The 24,158-nt window shown below is 70.9% G+C and carries 23 protein-coding genes; 16 read left to right on the plus strand and 7 right to left on the minus strand.

The features are described from left to right. Positions 1–98: 98 nt before the first annotated feature. Positions 99–380, minus strand: a complete 282-nt coding sequence (locus tag ABZS64_RS07315) for an HPr family phosphocarrier protein (protein ID WP_355824383.1) — start codon at positions 378–380, stop codon at positions 99–101. A gap of 106 nt (positions 381–486) precedes the next feature. On the opposite strand from ABZS64_RS07315, the gene ABZS64_RS07320 reads away from it, so the two are divergent. From ABZS64_RS07320 to ABZS64_RS07335, 4 genes are read left to right on the plus strand one after another with little or no spacing between them, the layout of a single operon-like run. Further along, on the plus strand, positions 487–3,447 hold the full coding sequence (locus ABZS64_RS07320; RefSeq protein WP_355824385.1) for a GNAT family N-acetyltransferase: 2,961 nt from the start codon (positions 487–489) through the stop codon (positions 3,445–3,447). A 37-nt stretch (positions 3,448–3,484) separates the two neighbouring features. Beyond that, the gene (locus ABZS64_RS07325; RefSeq protein WP_355824387.1) at positions 3,485–4,069 is read left to right on the plus strand and encodes a DUF5998 family protein; all 585 of its coding nucleotides are present in this window, start codon (positions 3,485–3,487) and stop codon (positions 4,067–4,069) included. Next, positions 4,069–5,274, plus strand: coding sequence for a nucleotide pyrophosphatase/phosphodiesterase family protein (locus ABZS64_RS07330; protein ID WP_355824389.1), 1,206 nt, complete (start codon positions 4,069–4,071; stop codon positions 5,272–5,274). The genes ABZS64_RS07325 and ABZS64_RS07330 overlap by 1 nt, the downstream gene beginning before the upstream one ends. Positions 5,275–5,316: 42 nt before the next feature. Continuing rightward, positions 5,317–5,997, plus strand: a complete 681-nt coding sequence (locus ABZS64_RS07335) for a thymidine kinase (protein WP_355824391.1) — start codon at positions 5,317–5,319, stop codon at positions 5,995–5,997. Here ABZS64_RS07335 and ABZS64_RS07340 read toward each other — a convergent pair. Beyond that, positions 5,969–6,742 carry a VOC family protein gene (locus ABZS64_RS07340; protein ID WP_355824393.1) on the minus strand — a complete coding sequence of 258 codons (774 nt, stop codon included), beginning with the start codon at positions 6,740–6,742 and terminating at the stop codon, positions 5,969–5,971. The two genes, ABZS64_RS07335 and ABZS64_RS07340, sit on opposite strands and share 29 nt — an antisense overlap. 225 nt (positions 6,743–6,967) lie before the next feature. Between ABZS64_RS07340 and ABZS64_RS07345 the strand changes: the two genes are divergently transcribed. Next, positions 6,968–7,798, plus strand: coding sequence for a sulfurtransferase (locus tag ABZS64_RS07345; protein ID WP_355824395.1), 831 nt, complete (start codon positions 6,968–6,970; stop codon positions 7,796–7,798). A gap of 70 nt (positions 7,799–7,868) precedes the next feature. On the opposite strand, the gene sepH is transcribed toward ABZS64_RS07345, so the two are convergent. From sepH to ABZS64_RS07360, 3 genes are all read right to left on the minus strand, one after another. Beyond that, complete coding sequence (sepH, locus tag ABZS64_RS07350) at positions 7,869–8,912, minus strand: septation protein SepH (RefSeq protein WP_355824397.1); 1,044 nt, start codon at positions 8,910–8,912, stop codon at positions 7,869–7,871. Positions 8,913–9,445: 533 nt separating this feature from the next. Then, a complete protein-coding gene (locus ABZS64_RS07355; RefSeq protein WP_355824399.1) occupies positions 9,446–10,759 on the minus strand; it encodes a D-arabinono-1,4-lactone oxidase in 1,314 nt (437 codons plus the stop codon). Next, complete coding sequence (locus ABZS64_RS07360; RefSeq protein ID WP_355824402.1) at positions 10,725–11,960, minus strand: MFS transporter; 1,236 nt, start codon at positions 11,958–11,960, stop codon at positions 10,725–10,727. The genes ABZS64_RS07355 and ABZS64_RS07360 overlap by 35 nt, the downstream gene beginning before the upstream one ends. A 186-nt stretch (positions 11,961–12,146) precedes the next feature. Here ABZS64_RS07360 and ABZS64_RS07365 point away from each other — a divergent pair, with 186 nt between their 5' ends. Together ABZS64_RS07365 and ABZS64_RS07370 are read left to right on the plus strand one after the other, a co-directional pair. Next, positions 12,147–13,298: a ferrochelatase gene (locus ABZS64_RS07365; protein ID WP_355824405.1), complete on the plus strand. Its 1,152-nt coding sequence runs from the start codon at positions 12,147–12,149 to the stop codon at positions 13,296–13,298. After that, positions 13,295–14,095 (plus strand): inositol monophosphatase family protein, encoded by an 801-nt coding sequence (locus ABZS64_RS07370; protein WP_355824408.1) that lies wholly within the window; start codon positions 13,295–13,297, stop codon positions 14,093–14,095. Before ABZS64_RS07365 ends, ABZS64_RS07370 begins: the two co-directional genes overlap by 4 nt. Positions 14,096–14,202: 107 nt before the next feature. Here the strand turns inward: ABZS64_RS07370 and ABZS64_RS07375 are convergent, their stop codons facing one another. Next, on the minus strand, positions 14,203–14,370 hold the full coding sequence (locus tag ABZS64_RS07375) for a hypothetical protein (protein ID WP_355824410.1): 168 nt from the start codon (positions 14,368–14,370) through the stop codon (positions 14,203–14,205). 334 nt (positions 14,371–14,704) lie between these two features. On the opposite strand from ABZS64_RS07375, the gene ABZS64_RS07380 reads away from it, so the two are divergent. From ABZS64_RS07380 to ABZS64_RS07395, 4 genes are all read left to right on the plus strand, one after another. Further along, positions 14,705–15,358 (plus strand): response regulator transcription factor, encoded by a 654-nt coding sequence (locus ABZS64_RS07380; RefSeq protein WP_142213241.1) that lies wholly within the window; start codon positions 14,705–14,707, stop codon positions 15,356–15,358. 5 nt (positions 15,359–15,363) lie between these two features. Then, on the plus strand, positions 15,364–16,599 hold the full coding sequence (locus ABZS64_RS07385; protein ID WP_355824413.1) for a HAMP domain-containing sensor histidine kinase: 1,236 nt from the start codon (positions 15,364–15,366) through the stop codon (positions 16,597–16,599). A 393-nt stretch (positions 16,600–16,992) separates the two neighbouring features. Further along, positions 16,993–17,289 (plus strand): DUF4193 domain-containing protein, encoded by a 297-nt coding sequence (locus ABZS64_RS07390; RefSeq protein ID WP_355824416.1) that lies wholly within the window; start codon positions 16,993–16,995, stop codon positions 17,287–17,289. 13 nt (positions 17,290–17,302) lie between these two features. Continuing rightward, a complete protein-coding gene (locus tag ABZS64_RS07395; RefSeq protein WP_355824418.1) occupies positions 17,303–18,220 on the plus strand; it encodes a hypothetical protein in 918 nt (305 codons plus the stop codon). Between the two features lie 12 nt (positions 18,221–18,232). Here the strand turns inward: ABZS64_RS07395 and ABZS64_RS07400 are convergent, their stop codons facing one another. Beyond that, positions 18,233–18,691, minus strand: coding sequence for a DUF3093 domain-containing protein (locus ABZS64_RS07400; RefSeq protein ID WP_355824421.1), 459 nt, complete (start codon positions 18,689–18,691; stop codon positions 18,233–18,235). A 118-nt stretch (positions 18,692–18,809) separates the two neighbouring features. Here ABZS64_RS07400 and ABZS64_RS07405 point away from each other — a divergent pair, with 118 nt between their 5' ends. The 5 genes from ABZS64_RS07405 (at position 18,810) to ABZS64_RS07425 (ending at position 24,145) form a co-directional block, all read left to right on the plus strand. Next, the gene (locus ABZS64_RS07405; RefSeq protein WP_355824720.1) at positions 18,810–19,373 is read left to right on the plus strand and encodes a PaaI family thioesterase; all 564 of its coding nucleotides are present in this window, start codon (positions 18,810–18,812) and stop codon (positions 19,371–19,373) included. Then, positions 19,373–19,885: a dUTP diphosphatase gene (dut, locus tag ABZS64_RS07410; RefSeq protein WP_355824422.1), complete on the plus strand. Its 513-nt coding sequence runs from the start codon at positions 19,373–19,375 to the stop codon at positions 19,883–19,885. Before ABZS64_RS07405 ends, dut begins: the two co-directional genes overlap by 1 nt. Position 19,886: 1 nt before the next feature. Beyond that, the gene (locus tag ABZS64_RS07415; protein WP_355824425.1) at positions 19,887–20,663 is read left to right on the plus strand and encodes a DUF3710 domain-containing protein; all 777 of its coding nucleotides are present in this window, start codon (positions 19,887–19,889) and stop codon (positions 20,661–20,663) included. A 204-nt stretch (positions 20,664–20,867) separates the two neighbouring features. Continuing rightward, a complete protein-coding gene (locus ABZS64_RS07420; RefSeq protein WP_355824428.1) occupies positions 20,868–23,411 on the plus strand; it encodes an ATP-binding protein in 2,544 nt (847 codons plus the stop codon). 47 nt (positions 23,412–23,458) lie between these two features. Beyond that, a complete protein-coding gene (locus tag ABZS64_RS07425) occupies positions 23,459–24,145 on the plus strand; it encodes a response regulator (protein ID WP_355824723.1) in 687 nt (228 codons plus the stop codon). Positions 24,146–24,158 lie beyond the last annotated feature (13 nt).

The raw sequence follows: 24,158 nt of genomic DNA on the forward strand, positions 1-24,158 counted from the left end.
CCCGAATTCGCGGAGTCGGACGCAGAAATGAACACAGCCGCGGCCTCCCGAATTCGGGAGGCCGCGGCTGTGTCGCCGGGCGAATTCTGCACAACCGCTCAGACGGTCTCGGGAAGCTCCTCGAGCCCCTCGGCGACCAGCTTGGCCAGACGGTCCAGGGCGGCGTCGGCGCCCTCCGCGTCGGAAGCGAGCACGATCTCCTCGCCGCCCTGCGCGCCCAGGCCGAGAACGGCGAGCATGGAGGCGGCGTTGACCTGGTTGCCGTCAGCCTTGGCGATCGTCACGGGGACGCCGGAGGCCGTGGCGGCACGGACGAAGATGGAAGCGGGGCGGGCGTGAAGGCCCTCGGCCCAGCCGACATTGACGCGGCGCTCAGCCATGGTGTTGCCCTTCAAGTCTTAGCGGTTGTCTAGACCAGTCTCTCATGCGTTGCGGCGTGCTCTCATACCGACCCGCGACCGGTGGGTGAGCCGTACGCTTTCACACATGCAGACCCAGCCGGACCACGACTACCCCGATCACTGGGAAGCAGACGTGGTGCTGCGCGACGGCGGTACGGCGCGCATCAGGCCCATCACCACCGAGGACGCAGAGCGCCTGGTCAGCTTCTACGAACAGGTCTCGGACGAGTCGAAGTACTACCGGTTCTTCGCGCCGTATCCGCGGCTCTCCGCCAAGGACGTCCACCGCTTCACCCATCACGACTACGTGGACCGGGTGGGTCTGGCGGTCACGGTCGGCGGCGAGTTCATCGCCACCGTCCGCTACGACCGCATCAACGCGCAGGGCCGCCCCGCGAGCTCCCCGGCCGACGAGGCGGAGGTCGCTTTCCTCGTACAGGACGCGCACCAGGGGCGCGGTGTCGCCTCCGCCCTCCTCGAGCACATCGCCGCGGTCGCCCGTGAGCGGGGCATCCGGCGCTTCGCCGCGGAGGTGCTCCCCGCCAACAGCAAGATGATCAAGGTGTTCCGGGACGCGGGGTACACACAGAAGCGCAGCTTCGAGGACGGCTCCGTCCATCTGACCCTCGACCTCGAACCGACCGCCGAGTCCCTCGCCGTCCAGCGCGGCCGCGAGCAGCGAGCGGAGGCCCGCTCCGTGCAGCGTCTGCTCGCGCCCGGGTCGGTCGCCGTCGTCGGCGCCGGCCGCGCGCCGGGCGGCGTGGGCCGCACCGTGCTGCGCAACCTCCTCGACGCCGGGTACAGGGGTCGTACGTACGCCGTGAACCGTGCATTCCCAGAGGGTCAGCGGGAGGTGGACGGTGTCCCGGCCTTCCGGTCCGTCGCCGGGATCGGCGAGCCGGTCGACCTGGCGGTCATCGCGGTTCCCGCCGAGCGGGTGCCGGAGGCGGTCGCCGACTGCGGCGAGCACGGCGTGCAGGGCCTGGTCGTCCTCACCGCCGGCTACGCCGAGAGCGGCACGGCGGGGCGCGAGCGCCAGCGCGAACTGGTGCGGCAGGCCCGCTCGTACGGCATGCGGATCATCGGCCCGAACTCCTTCGGCATCATCAGCACCTCGGAAGCCGTCCGGCTCAATGCCTCGCTGGCGCCGGAGTCCCCGGCCCCCGGGCGCATCGGCCTGTTCACCCAGTCCGGCGCGATCGGCATCGCCCTGCTGGCGGGCCTGCACCGGCGCGGCGCCGGACTCTCCTCCTTCATCTCGTCGGGCAACCGCGCGGACGTGTCCGGCAATGACTTTCTGCAGTACTGGTACGAGGACCCGGACACCGATGTCGTGCTGCTGTACCTCGAATCGATCGGCAACCCGCGCAAGTTCACCCGGCTCGCGAGGCGTACCGCGGCGGTGAAGCCGGTGGTCGTGGTCAAGGGAGCCCGGCACAGCGGTAGCGAGCCGCCGGGGCACGCGGTACCCGTGACCCGGATCCCGGACGCCACGGTCGGCGCGCTGCTGCGCCAGGCGGGCGTGATCCGCGTCGACACGGTCACCGAACTCGTCGACGCGGGCCTGCTGCTCGCGGGCCAGCCGCTGCCCGCCGGGCCGCGCGTGGCGATCCTCGGCAACTCCGAGTCCCTCGGGCTCCTCACGTACGACGCCTGCCTGGCCGAGGGCCTGCGCCCGCTGCCACCGCTCGACCTGACGACGGCGGCGACGCCCTCGGACTTCCGTGCGGCCCTGGCCCGGGCGCTCAAGGACGACGCGTGCGACTCGGTCGTGGTGACGGCAATCCCATGGGTCGGCGACAACGGCGTCACCGAATCGGGTGACGGTGAGGTCCTGGCGGCGGCCCTGCGCGAGGCATCGGCCACGTCCCCGGCGAAACCGGTGGCGGTGGTCCACGTGGAGATCGGCGGCCTGGCGGAGGCACTGGCGGCGGCGTCCAGCACGCGCACGGGCTCGGTCCCGGCGGCGGGCGCCCCGGACCGGGGCGCCGATCACGAGGCGCCGGAAGCGGCCGCACGGCCCGCGACAGCTCCGTCGCGTCCCCCCGCGGCCGGCGCGTCGGAATCCGGCCCGCGGCAGGTGACCGCCCCCGGCCGTCCCCCGGCGCCGGGCGCGCCTCCCGCGTCGGCGGCCGTCCGCTATGAGGCCCCGCCCCCCACGACGGCCCCGCACGACTACCGCATCCCCGCCTACCCCGCCGCCGAGCGTGCCGTCCGTGCGCTCTCCGAGGCCGTGAAGTACGCGCAGTGGCGCCGGGACGCCGCCGACCCCGGCAGGGTCCCCAAGTACGAGGACATCGACGAGAGCGGTGCCGCCCAGCAGATCGAGGCGCTGCTGGGGGTCCACGACGACCCCCGCGGCCTCACCCTCGCCCCCGACGACGCCCGCGCCCTCCTCGGCCGGTACGGCGTCGACGTACGGCCGGCCCTCCCCGCCCCGGGCCCCGACGCCGCCGTTCACGCCGCCGGGCAGCTCGGCTATCCCGTCGCCCTCAAGACCACCGCCCCGCACCTCCGGCACCGCGCCGACCTCGGCGGCGTACGGCTCGATCTGGCCAATGAAGAGCAACTGCGTCAGGCATACCGGGAGTTGACCGAGACTCTCGGCAAGCCGGAAGAGCTGCAGCCCGTCGTCCAGGCGATGGCGCCCCGTGGCGTCGACACCGTCGTACGCGCTGCCATCGACCCCGCCGTCGGTGCCGTCCTCTCCTTCGGGCTCGCCGGAGCCGCCTCCGAGCTGCTCGGCGACACGGCGCACCGGCTGGTCCCAGCCACCGACCGTGACGCGGCCGAGTTGATCAGGACCATCCGGACGGCACCCCTCCTCTTCGGCTGGCGCGGCTCCGCGCCCGTCGACACCCCCGCCCTGGAAGAGCTGCTGCTCCGGGTGTCACGACTGGTCGACGACCACCCGGAAGTGGTCGGAATCAGCCTCGAACCGGTCGTCGTCGCTCAGCACGGTCTCTCCGTGCTCGGCGCCTCCGTACGCCTCGCGCCGCCCCCCGCCCGCACCGACCTGGGCCCCCGCCGACTCCCCAGCTACTGAGCGCTCACCGCCCCCAGGGGCCCGTAGGATGGACCGCATGGCGAAGACCGGTACGACGACCCAGGGGCTGCGCGCGGCGATCGAGCGCAGCGGCTACTACCCGGCCCTCGTGGCCGAGGCGGTGGAGGCCGCTGTCGGTGGCGAGCAGATTGCGTCGTACCTGGTGCACCAGGAGACGACCTTCGACGCCAATGAGGTGCGCCGCCATGTCACCGTCCTCGTCCTGACGGTCAACCGCTTCATCGTCAGCCACACCGACGAACAGGCCGCCGACTCCAGCTCCCCGACGCCGTACGCCACGACCTCGACCGAATCGGTCAAGATCGGCCGGATCTCGTCGGTCGTGCTCAGCCGCGTCGTCGCCAACCCGGAGTCGTACACCCCCGGCACCCTGCCCCGCGAGGTCGTCCTCACCATCGGCTGGGGCGCCGTCTCACGTATCGACCTGGAGCCCGCGGCCTGCGGCGACCCCAACTGCGACGCGGACCACGGCTACACCGGCAACTCCACCGCCGACGATCTGAGCCTGCGCGTCAGCGAGGCCGGCGACGGCCCCGACGCTGTCCGTCAGACGCTCGCATTCGCCCAGGCGATGTCCGAAGCCACGGCAGCCACGCGTTGATGGTCCAGCCCGCAGCCCAGTCCGCAGCCTGGCCGGACGACCCCATTCCGCTCGCCCTCGACTCCGCGCCCGTCCCCGAGTACGGCATCGGATCGCTCGCCGATCTGCTGCCGACGCTCGCGGCGGGCCAGGGCGTACCGGGACTCGCGCACAGCATCCCCGAGCTCACTCCCGCCGACCGGAACTGCGTCTTCCTGATCGACGGTCTGGGCTGGGAGCAGATCAAGAACCACCCGGACGAGGCCCCGTACCTGACCTCGCTGCTCGGCACCTCGCGCGGCGGCACAGGACGGCCCATCACCGTCGGTTTCCCGGCCACCACCGCCACCTCGCTGGCCTCCGTCGGCACCGGACTGCCGCCCGGCTCGCACGGCCTGCCCGGCTACACCGCGCGCAACCCGGAGACCGGCGAGCTGATGAACCAGCTGCGCTGGAAGCCGTGGACTCAGCCGCGCGTCTGGCAGCCGTACCCCACCGTGTTCCAGCTCGCCGACGAGGCGGGCGTCCACACAGCCCAGGTGTCGTCGCCGACCTTCGAGCACACCCCGCTCACCAAGATCGCACTCAGCGGCGGCAGTTTCCTCGGCCGGCTCTCCGGCGAGGAGCGCATGGACCTCGCTGCCGAGCAACTGGCCATGGGCGACCGCTCGCTGGTCTACACGTACTACAGCGAAGTGGACGGCAAGGGCCACCGCTTCGGCGTCGACTCCGACGCCTGGCGCGGCCAGCTGATGTACGTCGACCGCCTGGTGCAGCGCCTCGCCGAGCAACTTCCGCCCCACGCGGCCCTGTACATCACCGCCGACCACGGCATGATCGACATCCCCTTCGACGAGCAGTCGCGCATCGACTTCGACGAGGACTGGGAGCTGCGCGCCGGAGTCGCCCTGCTGGGCGGCGAGGGGCGCGCCCGTCATGTGTACGCGGTCCCCGGCGCCGAGTCCGATGTGCTCGCCGTCTGGCGCGAGGTGCTCGGCGAGCAGTTCTGGGTGGCGAGCCGCGACGAGGCGATCGCGGCCGGCTGGTTCGGCACCACGGTCGACGAGCGGGTGTACGCGCGGATCGGCGACGTCGTCGCCGCAGCGCACGACGACGTGGTGATCACCGCATCCGTCAACGAGCCCCACGAGTCGGCGATGGTCGGGATGCACGGCTCCATGACCCCCGTCGAGCAGCTCGTCCCGCTCCTCGAAGTACGCTCGTAACCGCCTCCCCCACACAGACCCCCGAAAGGTCCCCAACTCCCCATGCCCGAGCTGGTGTTCTTCTCCGGAACAATGGACTGCGGAAAGAGCACCCTCGCTCTTCAGATCGAGCACAACCGGTCCACACGCGGCCTCCAGGGCATGATTTTCACGCGCGACGACCGTGCGGGCGAGGGCAAGCTCTCCTCCCGGCTCGGCCTGGTCACCGACGCCGTCGAGGCCGCGGAGGGCTTCGACTTCTACGCGTACCTCGTCGCCCATCTCTCCCAGGGCGGCCGCTGCGACTACGTCATCGCCGACGAGGCGCAGTTCCTCGCGCCCGAGCAGATCGACCAGCTCGCGCGCGTCGTCGACGACCTCGACCTGGACGTCTTCGCCTTCGGTATCACCACCGACTTCCGCTCCAAGCTCTTCCCCGGCTCGCAGCGGCTCGTCGAACTCGCGGACCGCGTCGAGGTGCTCCAGGTCGAGGCACTGTGCTGGTGCGGCGCACGGGCCACGCACAACGCCCGTACGGTCGGCGGGGTGATGGTCGTCGAAGGCGCCCAGGTCGTCGTCGGAGACGTCAACCAGTCGCCGGACGAGATCGGTTACGAGGTGCTGTGCCGGCGCCACCACCGGCGGCGGATGACGGCGGCGACCGCTCGCGCCGCCGCCCTCTCGCCGGACGTCCTGCCGGTGGAGGTCACCGGGATCAGCGAGCGGCCGACCGTACGATCGTGAAGACCGCGCCCTCCGGGTCGGCGACCGTCGCGAGCCGGCCGCTGGAATCCTCGTGGGGCGGCTGCAGCACCTGCCCGCCGAGCTCCACCACGCGTCCCGCGGCCTCGTCGGTGTCCTCGACCTCGAAGTACGTCATCCAGTGCGTGCCCCGGTTGCGCGGCGAGGCATTGCCCACACCGTGCAGGGCGGCCACCGGGCGTCCCTCCAGGAGCAGCGTCACATAGTCGAAGTCCGCCGAGACGACCGCCTCCACCTCGTAACCGAACACCGCTTGGTAGAACTTGCTGACAGACGACGTGTCCGAGGTCAGCAGCTCGTTCCAGACAGGTGTGCCATGTGTGCCGTACACCGCCGTGCCGCCGTGGGCGCTCGCCTGCCAGATGCCGAAGACCGCGCCCGCCGGGTCGGTCACGATGGCCATCCGGCCGGCGTCCTCGGCGTCCAGCGGGCCGACTCCGACGGTGCCTCCGCAACTCCTGATCGTCTCGACGGTCGTGTCCGCGTCGTCGGTCGCCAGATAGGGCGTCCACGCGATCGGCAGCTGCCGATCGGCAGGAAGCCTGCCGATACCGGCCACCTCGTTGCCGTCGATCAGCGCCCGGACATACGGGCCGAGCTGTTGGGGGCCGGGGGCGAACTCCCAGCCGAACAGCTCGCCGTAGAAGCTCTGGGTCGCGTCAAGGCTGTGAACCATCAAGCTCACCCAGCAGGGTGTGCCGGGCGTGTGCCGAGTCGCCTCGGTCATCGTCACTCTCTCCTCGGACCATCGTGGTGGCCGTGCGGGGGGACCGGATACGCGCCGTCGTGCGGAACGGCTGCGCCCCGTGCAGATGGTTCCACCACCCGGCGTCCGGCGCGCCCCGGCCGCGCCGCTTTTGGCGGGTTCCCGATGGAGGATGCCCGCTTTGGGATCACCCATCCGTTTCGGCGGCGTTATGGTGCGCCAGGGCTCTGCGCAAGGATGGCCCTTATGAACCCCATCATTTCCGCTACTGAACTCGCGAGCGAGCTGGTCTCCGGCCGTCCTCCAGTGCTTCTGGACATCCGCTACCAGCTCGGCGGCCCCAACGGGCTGCCCGACTACGAGGCCGGGCACATCCCCGGCGCCGTCTTCGTCGACCTCGACGCGGAACTGGCCGGACCGCCCGGGGCCGGTGGCCGTCACCCCCTGCCCGACGTGGCAGCCTTCGGCGCTGTGATGCGCCGTGCAGGAATCTCCGCGGGCACGCCCGTCGTGACGTACGACGGGGACAAGGGCTGGGCGGCGGCGCGAGCCTGGTGGCTGCTGCGCTGGACGGGCCACGCCGACGTACGGGTACTGGACGGCGGCCTCGCGGCGTGGACCGGCCCGCTGGAGACCAAGATCCCCGACCCGGCCGAGGGCACCTTCACGCCCGCCCCGGGGGCGCTTCCCCTCCTGGACGCCGACGCGGCGGCCGAGTTGGCCCGCACAGGGCTGCTGCTGGACGCCCGCGCGGGGGAGCGCTATCGCGGTGAGGTGGAGCCCATCGACGCCGTGGCGGGCCACATCCCGGGCGCGGTCTCGGCCCCGACGACGGAGAACCTGGCCGGAGACGGCCGATTCCACCCGGCCGGGCGCCTCACCTCCCGCTTCGCCGCCCTGGGCGCCACCGAGGAGTCGAAGGTCGTCGGCGTCTACTGCGGCTCGGGAGTCTCGGCGGCTCAGGAGGCCCTGGCCCTGGAGATCGCGGGCTTCACCCCAGCGCTCTACGCGGGCTCCTGGTCGGAATGGTCGCGAGACCCCGAGCGCCCGGTGGCGACGGGCCCGCAGCCGGGCTGACGGGCGCGCTGAAGGGCCCGGCGCCGTCATGCGCGCCGGGCCCTTGCGTACCGCTACTCCTGCGTTGCCGTTACTCCTGCTTCTTGCGGCGCGTGCCGAAGACGATCTCGTCCCAGCTCGGCACCGCCGCACGGCGGCCGGGGCGTACCCCGTCCGCCTCCGCCTGGCGGTCCGTTGTGCCCGTCAGGCGGTCGCGGTGACCCGCCACCGAGCGGGGCATGAGCACGTCCGCGTACGCCGACCCGGCGCCCGCTGAGGCGGCCGGAGCCACGGGCTCCTCGGCCTCGGGCTCCTGCACGGGCTCCGTCGGCGCAGGCTCCGGAGGTGCGGGCCGCTCCGGGACGACCATGTCGCCACGGAAGCTCGGTACCGCCTCAAGCAGACTCGTCAGGGAGTCCCGCTCCCCGCCGCTCTCCTCCGGCGGAGAGGGCGCGGTCGGCCGCTCCATCTGGCGGTCGAGCGCCCGGTCCAGCGGCCGGTCCCGCGGCAGCCGCGCGATGCGCGGTACGAACGGAAAGCTCGGCTCCTGCGACGCGATCGTGTCGTCGGTCTCGCCGATCAGCGCACGCGCCTCGTCGTCGACGGCCTGTACGAGCCGCCGCGGCGGGTCGTACGTCCAGCTCGCCGAGTGAGGCTCGCCAGCCACCCGGTAGACCAGCAGCACCTCCCAGGTGCCGTCGTCCCGGCGCCAGGAGTCCCACAGCACGGTGTCCTTCTCGGCGCCGCGCAGCGTCAGCCGCTCCTGCACCGCCTCGCCGAGCTGCGGTCCGGTGTTCTCCCCGGGACGGCGTACGGGAGTCTTGCGAGCCCGCTCCGCCATGAACGCGCGCTCCGCGAGCACGGGCCCCTCGAAGCGCCGCACGCGGTCGACCGGAATTCCGGCGAGCTGTGCGACCTCTTCGGCGGAGGCTCCGGCGCGTATACGTGCCTGGATGTCGCGGGGACGGAGGTGGCTCTCCACCTCGATCTCGATCTGGCCGAGGCGGGCGCGGTCATTGCGCACGGCGGCGCGCAGCCGCTCATCGATCGGAAGCGTGTATTCCGTGCTGTCCGCAGCCTTGAGCACCAGTCGTGTGCCGTCGTTGGAGACGGCCACGACACGCAGTTCGGGCATGGGGACCTCCCGGGTGGTGCCTGCCGACGTCACGTGCGTCGCTGCTTCCGCTAGTCGAGTGTGGCCTGCCCGGGTGCAGCCTGCCACAACCTTGCCGAGTTCCCCGGCGTGTCGGGCACATGCCCTGGATCGCCGTTATGGCACGGTTACCTATTTGCGACTCTGAGTGACTGGTCCGTCACTCTCCGCATCGGGTACCCGTGCGGTGCCGCGGCGCCGCCGGATCGAGCGCCGCTTTCGGCCCCCTACCTGGGGTCCGAACACCCGAGAGGGAGCCGGGCCCAGGGCTCGCCACAGTACTCCATTCGGGCCACGGGGGTGGACCGCCGCGCCGCCGAACTTCTCGCCAGGTAGGGGAGTTGGGCGTCCGCGACATGGGTGACCAGGTGTTGTGATTCACGGAATCTTCCGAAAGGGAACTATTCGCTTCGCTCGCATGTCCCTATCCGGCGTGGACCAGAAGAAGGAGACGAAGGAGCATCAGCGCGACCTGAGCCTCCCTCAGGTCGCGGGCGGCGCACCGGTGGCGGCCCTCAGTCGCCCAGCACCCGCCGCAGATAGTCGTTGCCGAACAGCCGCTGCGGGTCCAGCCGGTCGCGCAGCGCGGTGAATTCGCCGAACCGCGGATACACCTCGGCGAAGTACTCCGCGTCCCGCGTGTGCACCTTGCCCCAGTGCGGCCGCCCACCGTGCGCGGTCATGATCCGCTCCACCGCGCTGAAGTACGCCTGGTACGGCGTCCCCCGGTAGAGATGCACGGCGATGTACGCACTCTCCCGGTCCGATGCCGTGGAGAGCGCGATGTCGTCGGCCGGGGCCGTGCGCACCTCCACCGGGAAGCTGACACGCAGCGGCGAGCGCTCGACCATCGCCTTCACCTCGCGCAGCGCGCCGACCGCGGCCTCCCGCGGCAGCGCGTACTCCATCTCCACGAACCGCACCCGGCGCGGAGATGTGAAGACCTTGTAGGGAATGTCCGTGTAGGTACGGGCGGAGAGGGCGCGGCTGGAGATCTTGGCGATCGCCGGGATGGTCGCGGGGACGGCCCGGCCGAGCGAAACCGCCAGCTGGAAAAGGCCGTTGGACAACAGCTCGTCCTCGATCCAGCCACTGATCTGCCCGGGCGGGGCGGGGAAACCCGCGCTGCGGTTGTTGCGCTTGGTGTTGCAGTTGCCGGTGTGCGGAAACCAGTAGAACTCGAAGTGCTCGTTCTCCGCGAAGTGCTGGTCGAACTCGGCCGTGACCTTGTCGAAGGCCATCGGCTCCTCGCGGGCCGTCAGAAGGAAGGTCGGCTCCACGGCGAACGTGATCGCGGTGACGACGCCGAGCGCGCCGAGCCCGATCCGGGCCGCCGCGAAGACGTCCGGATTCTCCTTCTCGGAGCAGGTCAGCACCGAGCCGTCCGCCGTGACCAGCTCAAGTGCCTTGATCTGCGCGGCGATCGAGGCTGACTCGCGGCCCGTCCCGTGCGTGCCGGTAGAGGTCGCTCCCGCCACCGTCTGATCCATGATGTCGCCCATGTTCGTGAGCGACAGGCCTTCACGGGCGAGGGCCACGTTCAGCCGCTTGAGCGGGGTGCCCGCCTCGACGGTCACGGTCATGGCCGTACGGTCGATCTCCCGGATCCCCGTCAGCAGTTCCGGCCGGATCAGCACTCCGTCGGTGGCCGCGGCGGCCGTGAACGAATGGCCCGTGCCGACGGCCTTCACCTTCAGGCCGTCCTCGGCCGCCTTCCGTACCGCGTCGGCGAGTTCATCGGCGGATGCGGGCGAGACCTCCCGTACGGGACGGGCGGTGACATTCCCCGCCCAGTTACGCCACGTGCTGCTCCCGGTCGTGCTGCTCACGCTGCCCCTCCCGCGTCGGCACCGGCCTGCGCAGCCGGCGGTACCCCAAGAACGCCACCGCGGCCGCGATCGCTCCCGCCGCGTTCGAGACCAGGTACCCGGCGTCAGCCCCGGCGGCATCGATCACCCAGCCGGCGACCGACGAGCCGAGCGCGATCCCGACCGCGAGCCCGGTGCCCACCCAGGTCATTCCCTCGGTCAGATTCGCGCGTGGTACGTGCTGCTCGATCAGGGCCATGGTGGTAACCATCGTCGGTGCGATGGAAAGGCCCGCGACAAAGAGCGCCACGGCCAGGAACGGCAGGTTCCCGGCCAGTTGGAGGGGGATCATACTCACGGCCATCGCACAGATGCCCAGCAGCCACGTTCGCTCGCCCGGGCCCTTGAGATGCAGCAGGCCGAAGACGACTCCGGCGAGGCACGAGCCGAGCGCGTACACGGCCAGCACCACGCTTGCCGCGGCCTTGTGTCCCTGCTCGTCGGCGAAGGCCACCGTCACGACGTCGACCGAACCGAAGATCGCGCCCGTCGCGACGAATGTGGCCACCAGGACCTGAAGGCCCGGAGCGCGCAGGGCCGAGCCCTTGCTTTGGTGTTCCTTGGGCTGCGGCACCGGCTCGGTGGAGCGCTGTGCCGTCAGCAGGAAGACGCCAGCCAGCAGGCAGAGCCCGGCGACCAGCGGGCCCGCCTCGGGGAACCAGACCGTGGACAGACCGATGGCGGCGATGGGCCCGAAGATGAAGCAGGCCTCGTCGACGACGGACTCGAAGGCGTACGCGGTGTGCAGTTCGCGGGGCGAACCCCGGTAGATCTCCGCCCAGCGGGCCCGGACCATCGAGCCGACGCTGGGCACACAGCCGATTCCGGCCGCGAAGACGAACAGGGTCCAGTCCGGCCAGCGTTCATGCGCGGAGAGCACCAGTCCGGATGCCGCGACGCCGGAGAGCAGGGTGGCGGGACGCAGGACACGGCGCTGGCCGTGCCGGTCCACCAGCCTGGAGATCTGCGGGCCGATCGCGGCGGCGGAGAGCGCCACGGTCGCCGAGAGCGCGCCCGCCAGCCCGTAGCGCCCGGTGAGCTGCGAGATCATCGTGACGATGCCGATGCCCATCATCGAAAGAGGCAGTCGGCCGATGAAGCCGGCGGCAGAGAACGCCTTGGTGCCGGGGGCGGCGAAGATGGCGCGGTACGGACTGGGCAAGGAGTGCTCCGTAGGGCGGCCTCACCGGGGCCGTGGCAGGCGTGGGCGGGGGCGTGGTGGGTTGCTTGTGCGCTGGGTGGTTACGCGTGGGTAAGGCGTGTGGACAGTCTTGGCAGCTTACGCCCTGCGGCTGTCCGGCGTACGGCGGTTGTCCGGCTGCCGGAAGGGGGTGGCAGGATCGTTCTCATGCCCGATCAGCGCGATCCAGCCCCCTACGACGCCCTGCTGCTGCTCTCGTTCGGCGGCCCCGAGGGCCCGGACGACGTCGTCCCGTTCCTGGAGAACGTGACGCGCGGCCGCGGTATCCCCAAGGAACGTCTCAAGGAGGTGGGGCAGCACTACTTCCTGTTCGGCGGGGTCAGCCCGATCAACGATCAGAACCGCGCCCTGCTGGACGCCCTGCGCAAGGACTTCGCCGAGCACGGCCTGGACCTGCCCGTCCACTGGGGCAACCGGAACTGGGCGCCGTATCTGACCGACACCCTGCGGGAGATGGTCGCCGACGGCCACCGCCGTATCGCCGTCCTCGCCACCAGCGCGTACGCCTCGTACTCCGGCTGCCGCCAGTACCGCGAGAACCTCGCCGACGCGCTGGCGACGCTCGAGGCCGAGGGGCTCGAGCTGCCGCGCGTGGACAAGCTGCGGCACTACTTCAACCACCCCGGCTTCGTACGCCCCATGATCGACGGCGTCCTGAAGTCACTCGCGGACCTCCCCGAGGAGGTGCGCGCGGGAGCCCATTTCGCCTTCACCACCCACTCGATCCCGACCTCTGCGGCCGACGCGTCGGGCCCGGCCGACGAGCACGGCGAGGGCGGGGCCTATGTACGCCAGCACCTGGACGTGGCCCGGCTGATCGCCGACGCCGTGCGCGACGAGACGGGCGTCGAACACCCCTGGCAGCTCGTCTACCAGTCGCGCAGCGGCGCCCCGCACATCCCCTGGCTGGAGCCGGACATCAGCGACCACCTGGAGGAGCTGCACGCCTCCGGCGCACCCGCGGCGGTGATGGTCCCCATCGGCTTCGTCTCCGACCACATGGAAGTGCTCTACGACCTCGACACCGAGGCCACCGCAAAGGCCGCCGAGCTCGGGCTGCCGGTGCAGCGCTCGGCGACGGTGGGCGCCGACCCGCGGTTCGCCGCGGCGGTACGGGACCTGGTCCTGGAGCGCGCGGCGAGCGAGCGGGGTGTGAACGCCGAGCGGTGCGCGCTCGGACCGCTCGGCCCCTCCCACGACCTCTGCCCGGTGGGCTGCTGTCCGGCCCGGGCGCCGAAGCCCGCGGCCGCCGGTGCCGACAGCCCGTACGCCTCCAGTACGCCCAAGGAAGCCCTGTGAGCGACCCTCTGCCGTCCGAACTGCTCGACCTCGCCCTGGAGGCAGCCCGCCGCGCCGGCGAGCTGCTGCGCGACGGCCGCCCCGCCGACCTGGGCGTCGCGGCGACCAAGTCCAGCCCGATCGACGTCGTCACCGAGATGGACATCGCCGCCGAGAAGCTGATCACCGGCTTCCTGGCCGAGCACCGCCCCGACGACGGCTTCCTCGGCGAGGAGGGCGCCTCCACGGCCGGCACCAGCGGCGTCCGCTGGGTCATCGACCCGCTCGACGGGACCGTGAACTACCTGTACGGGCTGCCGACCTGGGCGGTGTCCATCGCCGCTGAGAGGGACGGCGAGACGGTCGTGGGGGTCGTGGAGGCCCCGATGCGCCGCGAGACGTACCGGGCGGTGCTGGGCGGTGGCGCGTACGCAGGGGACAAGCCGCTGTGCTGCCGCCCGGCGCCGCCGCTGGACCAGGCCCTGGTCTCCACCGGCTTCAACTACGTCGCGGTCGTACGAAGCCACCAGGCGGACGTGGCCCAGCGGCTGATCCCGCGGCTGCGGGACATCCGCCGCAGCGGCTCCGCGGCCGTGGACCTGTGCGACGTCGCCGCGGGCCGCCTGGACGGCTGCTACGAGCGCGGGCTCAACCCCTGGGACCTGGCGGCGGGCGACCTGATCGCCCGCGAGGCGGGAGCCCTGACGGGCGGCCGCCCGGGCAGCCCTCCGGACGGCGACCTGGCCATCGCGGCGAGCCCGGGCGTATTCGAACCGCTGCAGGCCCTCCTTGAGGAGTTCGGCGCCTGGCACGACTAGGCCCTGTCCGGGCTCAGCCCGGCACCCCGCCGGACACACAGAAGGGCCCCGACGCCGTCCAGCGGCGTCGGGGCCCTTCTCATGTCCGGTACCTGAGCGGCCCGGCGCTACGCGGCGCTGACCTCCACGCCGTGCTCCGCGGCCAGTCGGTGCAGGTCGTCAAGCTCCGCCTGCTCGACATCCGCGAGGAAGTCGTCGCCCGTCTGGCGAGCCAGGGTGAGGTCGGTCTCGGCGGCCTTTATGCGCTGCAACAGTCCTGCGGTGAATGCGTCCATGTGCGCCCCCTCGTCGTGGGTCGGTGGCACGGGGGTGTGCCTGGGGTCCCCCTGCCGCAGGCAGGGGACGGGGTGATCAACCCTGGAACAGGTCGTGGCGTGCCACATACAGGGCGTGATCGCGGGTGTTTAGTCGTCCTCCCCAGGCCCTCCCTCAAAGAAACCTCAACTGGCCCGAGAATCCGGTGAATTCCTTCGCCCCCAGGTCGGCAGCGGGCGACCGGCTCCGCCTTACAGCCGGTTTACGCGCGTAACGGGCAGGATGGATGCGCACAGCCAGTGCTCACACACCTGCCCCGATCACGGGTGACGGGCCCAGAGGAAGGATCACGACGTGCGCGTACTCGTCGTCGAGGACGAGCAGCTGCTCGCCGATGCGGTGGCCACCGGACTGCGCCGGGAGGCCATGGCCGTCGACGTCGTGTACGACGGCGCCGCGGCGCTGGAGCGCATCGGGGTCAACGACTACGACGTGGTCGTCCTGGACCGTGACCTCCCGCTGGTCCACGGCGACGACGTCTGCCGCAAGATCGTCGAGCTCGGCATGCCCACCCGGGTGCTGATGCTGACCGCGTCCGGCGACGTCAGCGACCGCGTCGAGGGGCTCGAACTGGGCGCCGACGACTATCTCCCCAAGCCCTTCGCCTTCAGCGAGCTCACCGCGCGCGTGCGCGCCCTCGGCCGCCGTACGACCGTTCCGCTGCCGCCCGTCCTGGAGCGCGCCGGGATCAAGCTCGACCCGAACCGCCGCGAGGTCTTCCGCGACGGCAAGGAGATCCAGCTCGCGCCCAAGGAGTTCGCCGTCCTTGAGGTCCTCATGCGCAGCGAGGGCGCGGTCGTCTCGGCCGAGCAGCTGCTGGAGAAGGCCTGGGACGAGAACACCGACCCGTTCACCAACGTCGTGCGCGTGACCGTGATGACCCTGCGGCGCAAGCTCGGCGAGCCGCCCGTGATCGTCACCGTGCCCGGCTCCGGCTACCGGATCTGATGTCGGTGACCGCGACCCCAGCGCCTCCCGAGGCGCCTCCGAAACCGACCTGGGACCCGCGCGACCCGGTCCGCCCCCTGTTGCGCCCCACGATCCGGATACGCCTCACGCTGCTGTATGGCGGGATGTTCCTGATCGCGGGCATCCTGCTGCTCTCGATCATCTATCTGCTGACCGCGCAGGCGCTGCACGTCAGCGTCGGCGATCTGCCGTTCAAGATCGAGACGGGCCGGGTGCAGCCCACCACCTCGTGGTGCCAGCTGCCCGAGCAGGGGACCGGCGACCAGTTCAACCAGGCCGTCGCGGGCTGTCTGCAGCACCAGCGCGAGATGGCCCTGGACGACCTGCTTCGCCGCTCGCTGTTCGCGCTGCTCGGCCTGAGCGTCATCGCCTTCGCCTTCGGCTACGCCATGGCGGGCCGGGTCCTCTCGCCGCTCGGCAAGATCACCCGCACCGCCCGCCAGGTGGCCGGCTCCGACCTCTCGCGGCGGATCGAGCTGGACGGCCCGGACGACGAGCTCAAGGAGCTCGCTGACACCTTCGACGAGATGCTGGACCGCCTGGAGCGCGCCTTCAGCGCCCAGCAGCGGTTCGTCGCGAACGCCTCGCACGAGCTGCGCACGCCCCTCGCGATCAACCGCACGCTGCTGGAGGTCCACCTCTCCGACCCCGGGGTGCCCACGGAGCTCCAGCAGCTCGGCAGGACGCTCCTGGCCACCAACGAGCGCAGTGAGCAGCTGGTTGAGGGGCTGCTGCTGCTCGCCCGCAGCGACAACCAGATCGTCGAGCGCAAGCCGGTCGACCTGGCCGAGGTCGCCAGCCGCGCGGTCGACCAGGTCCGCGCCGAGGCCGACGCCAAGGGCGTGGAGATCCGCGGGGAGCGCGCGCCCGCCGTCGTCCAGGGCAATGGCGTCCTGCTGGAGCGGATCGCCCTGAACCTCGTGCAGAACGGCGTGCGCTACAACATCCCTGAGGGCGGCTGGGTCGAGGTCACCACCGAGATAGAGCACGGCCAGGCGGTTCTGGTGGTCTCGAACACGGGTCCAGTGGTTCCCGCGTACGAGATCGACAACCTCTTCGAGCCGTTCAGGCGGCTGCGACAGGAGCGCACGGGCAGCGACAAGGGCGTAGGCCTGGGGCTTTCGATCGCCCGCTCGATTGCGCGGGCCCACGGAGGCCGTATCATCGCGGAGCCTCGTGACGGCGGTGGCCTCGTGATGCGTGTCACCCTCCCGGTCTGAGATGCTGACCGACGCGAATCACTTCGTTCGCTTTACGCGGAATTTTCGGACCCGTGCCTGAGAGAGCCGTGTGGGATCGATCACAAAGGCGAATTTCAGGCCATCTACTCTCCGTGATCAAGGCTCTTGCCGGAAAGCCGGTAAAAGTCCGGGTTTCCGGGGGTCGAGATCACGGGAAGTACACGGGGTGGCGCCCGTGAAGTGCGACATTCGGACCGTGTACGGTCCTGATCGCCATCCAACCCGATCACTCTCGGGGGATCCGGTTGGGTGTCGATTGAGTAACAGACCTTGATGTGAGGCAAAATCTCCGCCTCGGGTCGGGCACAAGTCCGGCCTCTCACGCGTTACGTGCGCTGGAGACACCGCAGACACCCAGAGGGGGAGAGCGACATGGCAACGGACTACGACACCCCACGCAAGACCGACGACGACGTCGATTCGGACAGCCTTGAGGAACTGAAGGCCCGTCGGAACGACAAGTCGACGTCGTCCGTCGACGTCGACGAATTCGAGCAGGCCGAGGGCCTGGAGCTGCCCGGAGCGGACCTTTCCAACGAGGAACTGTCCGTTCGCGTGCTGCCCCGGCAGGCGGACGAGTTCACCTGCATGAGCTGCTTCCTGGTCCACCACAGGAGCCAGCTCGCCCGCGAGAAGAACGGCCAGCCGATCTGCCGCGACTGCGACTGAGGTCAGGTCGGCCGTGGCAGGCGAGACACCGTCCAGGAAGCGGCGCTTCCGGCGTCTCAAGCCGCCGGAGGCGCACCAGGGCGGCACGGGCCCGGCGCAGGACGTCAAGGCGTCTGCCGAGCACTCGGCCGCCCTGCTGCCCCAGGGTGCAGCAGACGACGACGGGCGGGGCCGTGCGGCCTCGCTCGAAGAAGCCGGTCAGGCGGGTCCCGCGACCAGGGCGCCGCGCCTGGCCGCCGTGCGCCAGGGGGTCCGGAAAGGCCGTGAGAGCGCCAGAGCAGGGCTCGGCTTCATGGCTGACCGGATCATCGAGAACGCACCACGCGTGCCGGTGCGCGATCTGGTGACCCTGCGCAGACAGTTCCCGGACCTCGGTCCCGAGCAGCTCGCGGACAAGCTGGTCGGGGGCGCGGCGATCGGCACATCCACGGTGGGTGCGGGCATCGGCGCGGCCGCGATGCTGCCCGTTCCTCCGGCGATGCCTGCCGAGCTGGCCGCGGAGGTCATCGGCGTCGCCGCGATCGAGCTGAAGCTCATCGCCGAGCTCCACGAGGTCTACGGCATGCGGCCGCAGGGCACCCTCATGGAGCGCAGCACCGCGTATCTGACCTCCTGGACGGAGGAGCGCGGGATCGATGTGACCAAGCCGGCGACGATCAACGCCGCACTGGGCGGCCAGTTCAAGCGCGAGTTGCGGCAGCAGATCATGAAGCGCATGGTCCGCAATCTGCCGAACCTGATGCCGTTCATGGTCGGCGCGACCGTCGGCGCGTGGATGAACCGCCGTGACACCAGGAAGCTCGCGGACCGTATCCGCAAGGACCTGCGCAGCAGACAGGTCCCCTGGGACGCGCTGCCCGCGCTCCCGCCCCTGGAACAGCCCAAGGACCCGCTGGGGGCGGTCCGGGCTCCCCGCGAACTGGGCAGCTGACCCCGCTGGCCCTCAGGCCGCGCGCAGGGCCGTCAGCGCGGCAGCCAGCGCCTTCGGATTCCGGGTCGACAGATACACGTACGGCGTCGGATCGGCCGGGTCCGTGATCTCGATCCGCAGAGCTGTCGGCACATAGCTGCGCAGCAGCATGAAGGCCCGGGTGTCGGCCTTGTACGAGCGCCAGGCACGCGCCTCATCCGCATCCAGCACCTCGGCCTCACCGAGGGCCGTGAGCGGGATCCTGGCCTCGCCCGCGACCAGAGAGTCCGCCACGACGCGGATACGGACCGAGCCGTAGGAACTGACCACGACGGCGGCCACCGCGGCGCCGCCGATCAGGCCGCCGAGCAGCGGCAGCGGACCGAGCGGAAGCATGACGAGACCGCCCGCGACGCCCACCAGGGCGGTGATGACCCACCACGAACGGGGCGCGGTCAGACGTTCTTCGTAGTGCGGGGCGGAAGGCTGCATGAATCCAAGCTTGGCACGGTGCGACCGGCGGGTAGCCGCGCGGGTAAGGTCTGCGCCTGTGAGCACTGAGAATTCCCGGGGGGCGACCCCCAAACCCCCCTCGGGCCGGGCCGCGGCGATGACCCCTCCGGCCGACGCCATACCGCCGGTACGGCATCCCGGCGCCCCGGCTCCCGGGGAGCTCCTCGGCGCGCATTACGAACACTGCTTCGGCTGCGGCGAGGGTCAGCCCCACGGACTGCACCTTCAGGCGCGGGCCGGTGAGGGCGTGAGCATCACGGCCGAGTTCACCGTCAAGCCCGCCCACCAGGGCGCACCGGGCCTCGCGCACGGCGGTGTGCTGGCCACGGCCCTGGACGAGACGCTGGGCTCGCTGAACTGGCTGCTGCGGACGATCGCGGTGACCGGCCGGCTCGAGACCGACTTCGTACGCCCTGTGCCCGTGGACACCGTGCTGCATCTGCAGGCCGAGGTGACCGCGGTCGCCGGACGCAAGATCTACTCCTCCGCCGTGGGCAGGATCGGCGGCCCCGACGGGCCCGTCGCCGTCCGCGCCAGCGCTCTCTTCATCGAGGTCAAGGTCGACCACTTCATCGACAACGGCCGCCCGGAGGAGATCCAGGCAGCCATGGCCGACCCCGACCAGATCAGGCGCTCCCGCGCCTTCGAGGTGAACCCCTGATGCGTAACCCTGTCGATGTGCTGATCCGTCGTGTGGACCCGGAGGTGCCGCTTCCGTCGTACGCACACCCGGGCGACGCCGGTGCCGATCTGGTGACCACCGAGGCCGTCGAACTCGCACCCGGTGAGCGGGTCGTTCTGCCCACCGGTGTGTCCATCGCGCTGCCCGACGGGTACGCCGCTTTCGTGCACCCTCGCTCCGGCCTCGCCGCCCGCTGCGGAGTAGCACTGGTGAATGCCCCGGGGACGGTGGATGCCGGGTACCGTGGGGAGATCAAGGTGATCGTGGTCAATCTCGACCCGCGCGAGAGCGTGCGGTTCGATCGGTTCGACCGGATTGCCCAACTGGTTGTCCAGCAGGTCGAGAAGGTGCGCTTCCACGAGGTGGCGGAGCTTCCCGGCTCGGCGCGGGCCGAGGGGGGCTTCGGGTCCACCGGCGGTCATGCGGACGTGGACGGCTCAACGGGTGGGAATCGATACGCTTCGGTCGTATCCGACCGGGAAGGACAGTGACGTGTTCGGACGTCGCAAGAAGAGTGGTTCCGCCGGGGACGCGGCGGACGCAGCGGGCGAGGCCGAGCAGGTCGTCGACGAGCGCGACACGGAGTACGCCGACGAGGAAGGCGACCCCCGCCGGGTGAACCTTCCGCCGGCGCCGCGGCCCGACGGCCCCTGGGACGTGTCCGAGGTATCCAAGCCCGGCGAGGGCCGGGTCGATCTGGGCGGTCTTTTCGTGCCCGGAGTCGAGGGGATGGAGCTGCGCGTCGAGGTCGCGGGTGACGCGATCGTCGCCGCCACCGTCGTACTGCGCGACAGCGCCGTACAGCTGCAGGCCTTCGCAGCGCCCAAGAAGGAAGGCATCTGGGGCGAGGTCCGCGAGGAGATCGCCTCCGGCATCACGCAGCAGGGCGGCATCATCGACGAGGTCGAGGGCCCGCTCGGCTGGGAGCTGCGAGCCCAGGTTCCCGTACAGCTGCCGGACGGCACCGGCGGTGTGCAGCTGGTGCGCTTCGTCGGCGTCGACGGGCCGCGCTGGTTCCTGCGCGGAGTGATCTCCGGGCAGGGCGCGGTGCAGCCCGAGGCCGCGGGTCTGCTGGAGCAGATCTTCCGCGACACCGTCGTCGTACGGGGCGAGGGGCCGATGGCGCCGCGCGACCCGATCGTCCTCAAGCTGCCGGACGACGCCCAGATGGTGCCCGAGGGTGTCCAGCAGGAGGACCAGGAGAGCTCTCGCTTCTCCGGTGGCATGGGGCAGCTGCAGCGCGGCCCCGAGATCACCGAGGTGCGCTGACCCCTTACGGGGCTGACGCGCTGGTAATACGCCTGCGGCCCGCGGTGGTTCCGGTCTTCCGGACCACCGCGGGCCGTTTTGCTGCCCCGGCATCAGAATCGCGTCAAATACGCAGCTGAGGGCCACCCCATGCCCTGAATGTCCGATTCTCTGGCCGTACGGTCGACGCAGAGTGCGCAGCTGGAACTGAAAGACAATGGGGCCATGGGACGCGGCAAGCTACGGATCTACCTCGGCGCGGCACCGGGCGTCGGCAAGACATACGCCATGCTGTCCGAGGCACACCGGCGCGTGGAGCGTGGCACCGACTGCGTGGTCGGCTTCGTGGAACACCACGGACGCGCCCGTACCGAGGTGATGCTGCACGGCCTGGAGCAGGTAGAGCGGCGCGAGATCGAGTACCGCGGCACGGTCTTCACCGAGATGGACGTCGACGCGGTACTCGAGCGCCGTCCCGCCGTGGCCCTGGTGGACGAACTGGCGCACACCAATGTGCCCGGCTCGCGCAACGCCAAGCGCTGGCAGGACGTCGAGGAGCTGCTCGCCGCGGGCATCGACGTCATATCGACCGTCAACATCCAGCACTTCGAGTCGCTGGGCGATGTCGTCGAGTCGATAACCGGCGTACGGCAGCGAGAGACCGTCCCCGACGAGGTCGTCCGCCGGGCCGACCAGCTGGAACTCGTCGACATGTCGCCCCAGGCCCTGCGCCGCCGCATGGCCCACGGCAACGTCTACACGTCGGACAAGGTCGACGCGGCCCTCTCCAACTACTTCCGCCCGGGCAATCTGACCGCTCTGCGCGAGCTGGCCCTGCTCTGGGTCGCCGACCGCGTCGACGAATACCTCCAGCAGTACCGCGGCGAGCACAACATCCGTACGACCTGGCAGGCGCGCGAGCGCATCGTCGTGGGCCTCACCGGCGGGCCCGAGGGCCGCACCCTGATCCGCCGGGCCGCCCGGCTCGCCGAGAAGGGCGCGGGCGGCGAAGTGCTTGCGGTCTACATCGCCCGCAGCGACGGTCTGACCGCCGCGTCGCCCAAGGAACTCGCCGTCCAGCGCACCCTCGCCGAGGACCTCGGCGGCACCTTCCACCACGTCATCGGCGACGATGTCCCGTCCGCCCTGCTGGAGTTCGCGCGCGGGGTGAACGCCACCCAGATCGTGCTCGGCGCCAGCCGCCGCCGGGCCTGGCAGTACATCTTCGGCCCCGGCGTCAGCGCGACCGTCGCCCGCGATTCAGGTCCCGACCTGGACGTACACATCGTCACGCACGACGCGGCAGGCAAGGGCCGCGGACTGCCGGTGGCTCAAGGCGCCCGCCTGGGCCGTTCCCGGATCATCACGGGCTGGCTGGCCGGTGTCGCCGGTCCCGTACTGCTGTCGCTGCTGCTGACCAGCCTCGACGACAGCCTCGGGCTCGCCAACGACGTGCTGCTCTTCCTCTTCCTGACCGTGGTGTCCGCGCTGCTGGGCGGGCTGCTTCCGGCCCTCGCATCGGCCGCCGTGGGCTCGCTGCTGCTGAACTACTACTTCACACCGCCCACCCACACCCTGACGATCAGCGACCCGAAGAACATCGTCGCCATCGTGATCTTCTTCGCGGTGGCCGTCGCGGTCGCCTCCGTGGTGGATCTGGCCGCCCGCCGCACGCATCAGGCCGCCCGGCTGCGCGCCGAGTCCGAGATCCTCTCGTTCCTCGCCGGAAGCGTGCTCCGCGGCGAGACCACACTCGACGCCCTGCTGGAGCGGGTCCGCGAGACCTTCTCCATGGAGTCCGTGGCATTGCTCGAGCGGCAGAGCGACGTCGACCCGTGGACCTGTGCCGGCGGCGTCGGCCCCAGCTCCGTCGCACGCCCCGAGGACGCGGACGTGGACATGCCCGTCGGCGACCATATGGCGCTCGCCCTGTCGGGCCGGGTCCTGCCCGCCGAGGACCGCCGGGTGCTGGCCGCGTTCGCGGCGCAGGCCGCCGTCGTACTGGAGCGCCAGCGCCTGGTCGGACAGGCGGAGCAGGCACGCAGGCTGGCCGAGGGCAACCGCATACGCACGGCCCTTCTCGCAGCCGTCAGCCACGATCTGCGCACCCCGCTCGCCGCCATCAAGGCCGCCGTCTCCTCGCTCAGGTCCGACGACGTCGCCTGGTCCGAGGAGGACGAGGCGGAACTGCTCGAAGCCATTGAGGACGGCGCCGACCGCCTCGACCATCTTGTCGGCAACCTCCTCGACATGTCCCGCCTCCAGACCGGCACCGTCACCCCGCTGATCCGGGTGACCGATCTCGACGAGGTCGTCCCGATGGCGCTCGTCGGGGTGCCGGTGGAGAGCGTGGAGCTGGACATTCCCGAGACGCTGCCCATGGTGGCCGTCGACCGTGGCCTCCTGGAGCGGGCCGTCGCCAACATCGTCGAGAACGCCGTCAAGTACAGCCCCGACGCCACACCTGTCGCGGTGGCGGCGAGCGCCCTCGGCGACCGGGTCGAGGTGCGCGTCGCCGACCGCGGCCCCGGTGTCCCCGATGACGAGAAGGAGCGGATTTTCGAGCCGTTCCAGCGCTACGGTGACGCTCCACGCGGAGCCGGAGTCGGCCTCGGTCTCGCGGTCGCCCGGGGCTTCGTCGAGGCCATGGGCGGCACGCTGACCGCCGAGGACACCCCCGGCGGCGGCATGACCATGGTCCTCACCATCCAGGCGGCGCCGGGATTCGCTCCGGTCGGCCCCGATCTTCCCGCCCGGGTCACCTCATGACCGGGACGGCAGAGCAGACGACAGTGACAGTGCAGAAAGGCAGGCCGATGACCCGGGTGCTCGTGGTCGACGACGAGCCGCAGATCGTACGCGCCCTCGTGATCAATCTGAAGGCGCGCAAGTACGAGGTGGACGCGGCTCCCGACGGTGCGACAGCGCTCCAGCTGGCCGCGGCCCGCCACCCCGACGTCGTCGTACTCGACCTCGGTCTGCCCGACATGGACGGCGTCGAAGTGATCAAGGGCCTGCGCGGCTGGACCCGCGTCCCGATCCTGGTCCTCTCGGCCCGTCACACCTCCGACGAGAAGGTCGAGGCGCTGGACGCCGGGGCCGACGACTACGTCACCAAGCCGTTCGGCATGGACGAGCTGCTGGCCCGGCTGCGCGCCGCCGTCCGCAGGGCCGAGCCGGTCGGCGGCGGGGACGACGACCTGGTGATCGTCGAGACGGACGGCTTCACCGTCGATCTCGCGGCGAAGAAGGTCCACCGGGACGGGCGCGATGTGCGGCTGACCCCGACCGAGTGGCATCTGCTGGAGGTGCTCGTACGCAACACCGGCCGCCTGGTCAGCCAGAAACAGCTGCTCCAGGAGGTCTGGGGCCCCTCCTACGGCACCGAGACCAACTACCTCCGGGTCTACATGGCGCAGCTGCGGCGCAAGCTGGAGGCCGACCCATCGCACCCGAAACACTTCGTCACCGAGCCGGGCATGGGATACCGCTTCGAGCGCTGATTCGGTGTCGTTG

Source organism: Streptomyces sp. NPDC005408, from assembly GCF_040606445.1.
GTDB lineage: Bacteria > Actinomycetota > Actinomycetes > Streptomycetales > Streptomycetaceae > Streptomyces.

Excerpts from the sequence above, each read along its gene's own strand:
- ABZS64_RS07315 (WP_355824383.1), bottom strand. The coding sequence starts at position 380 with ATGGCTGAGCGCCGCGTCAATGTCGGCTGGGCCGAGGGCCTTCACGCC.
- ABZS64_RS07320 (WP_355824385.1), top strand. The coding sequence starts at position 487 with ATGCAGACCCAGCCGGACCACGACTACCCCGATCACTGGGAAGCAGAC.
- ABZS64_RS07325 (WP_355824387.1), top strand. The coding sequence starts at position 3,485 with ATGGCGAAGACCGGTACGACGACCCAGGGGCTGCGCGCGGCGATCGAG.
- ABZS64_RS07330 (WP_355824389.1), top strand. The coding sequence starts at position 4,069 with ATGGTCCAGCCCGCAGCCCAGTCCGCAGCCTGGCCGGACGACCCCATT.
- ABZS64_RS07335 (WP_355824391.1), top strand. The coding sequence starts at position 5,317 with ATGCCCGAGCTGGTGTTCTTCTCCGGAACAATGGACTGCGGAAAGAGC.
- ABZS64_RS07340 (WP_355824393.1), bottom strand. The coding sequence starts at position 6,742 with ATGACCGAGGCGACTCGGCACACGCCCGGCACACCCTGCTGGGTGAGC.
- ABZS64_RS07345 (WP_355824395.1), top strand. The coding sequence starts at position 6,968 with ATGAACCCCATCATTTCCGCTACTGAACTCGCGAGCGAGCTGGTCTCC.
- sepH (WP_355824397.1), bottom strand. The coding sequence starts at position 8,912 with ATGCCCGAACTGCGTGTCGTGGCCGTCTCCAACGACGGCACACGACTG.
- ABZS64_RS07365 (WP_355824405.1), top strand. The coding sequence starts at position 12,147 with ATGCCCGATCAGCGCGATCCAGCCCCCTACGACGCCCTGCTGCTGCTC.
- ABZS64_RS07375 (WP_355824410.1), bottom strand. The coding sequence starts at position 14,370 with ATGGACGCATTCACCGCAGGACTGTTGCAGCGCATAAAGGCCGCCGAG.
- ABZS64_RS07390 (WP_355824416.1), top strand. The coding sequence starts at position 16,993 with ATGGCAACGGACTACGACACCCCACGCAAGACCGACGACGACGTCGAT.
- ABZS64_RS07400 (WP_355824421.1), bottom strand. The coding sequence starts at position 18,691 with ATGCAGCCTTCCGCCCCGCACTACGAAGAACGTCTGACCGCGCCCCGT.
- ABZS64_RS07405 (WP_355824720.1), top strand. The coding sequence starts at position 18,810 with ATGACCCCTCCGGCCGACGCCATACCGCCGGTACGGCATCCCGGCGCC.
- dut (WP_355824422.1), top strand. The coding sequence starts at position 19,373 with ATGCGTAACCCTGTCGATGTGCTGATCCGTCGTGTGGACCCGGAGGTG.
- ABZS64_RS07420 (WP_355824428.1), top strand. The coding sequence starts at position 20,868 with ATGGGACGCGGCAAGCTACGGATCTACCTCGGCGCGGCACCGGGCGTC.
- ABZS64_RS07425 (WP_355824723.1), top strand. The coding sequence starts at position 23,459 with ATGACCCGGGTGCTCGTGGTCGACGACGAGCCGCAGATCGTACGCGCC.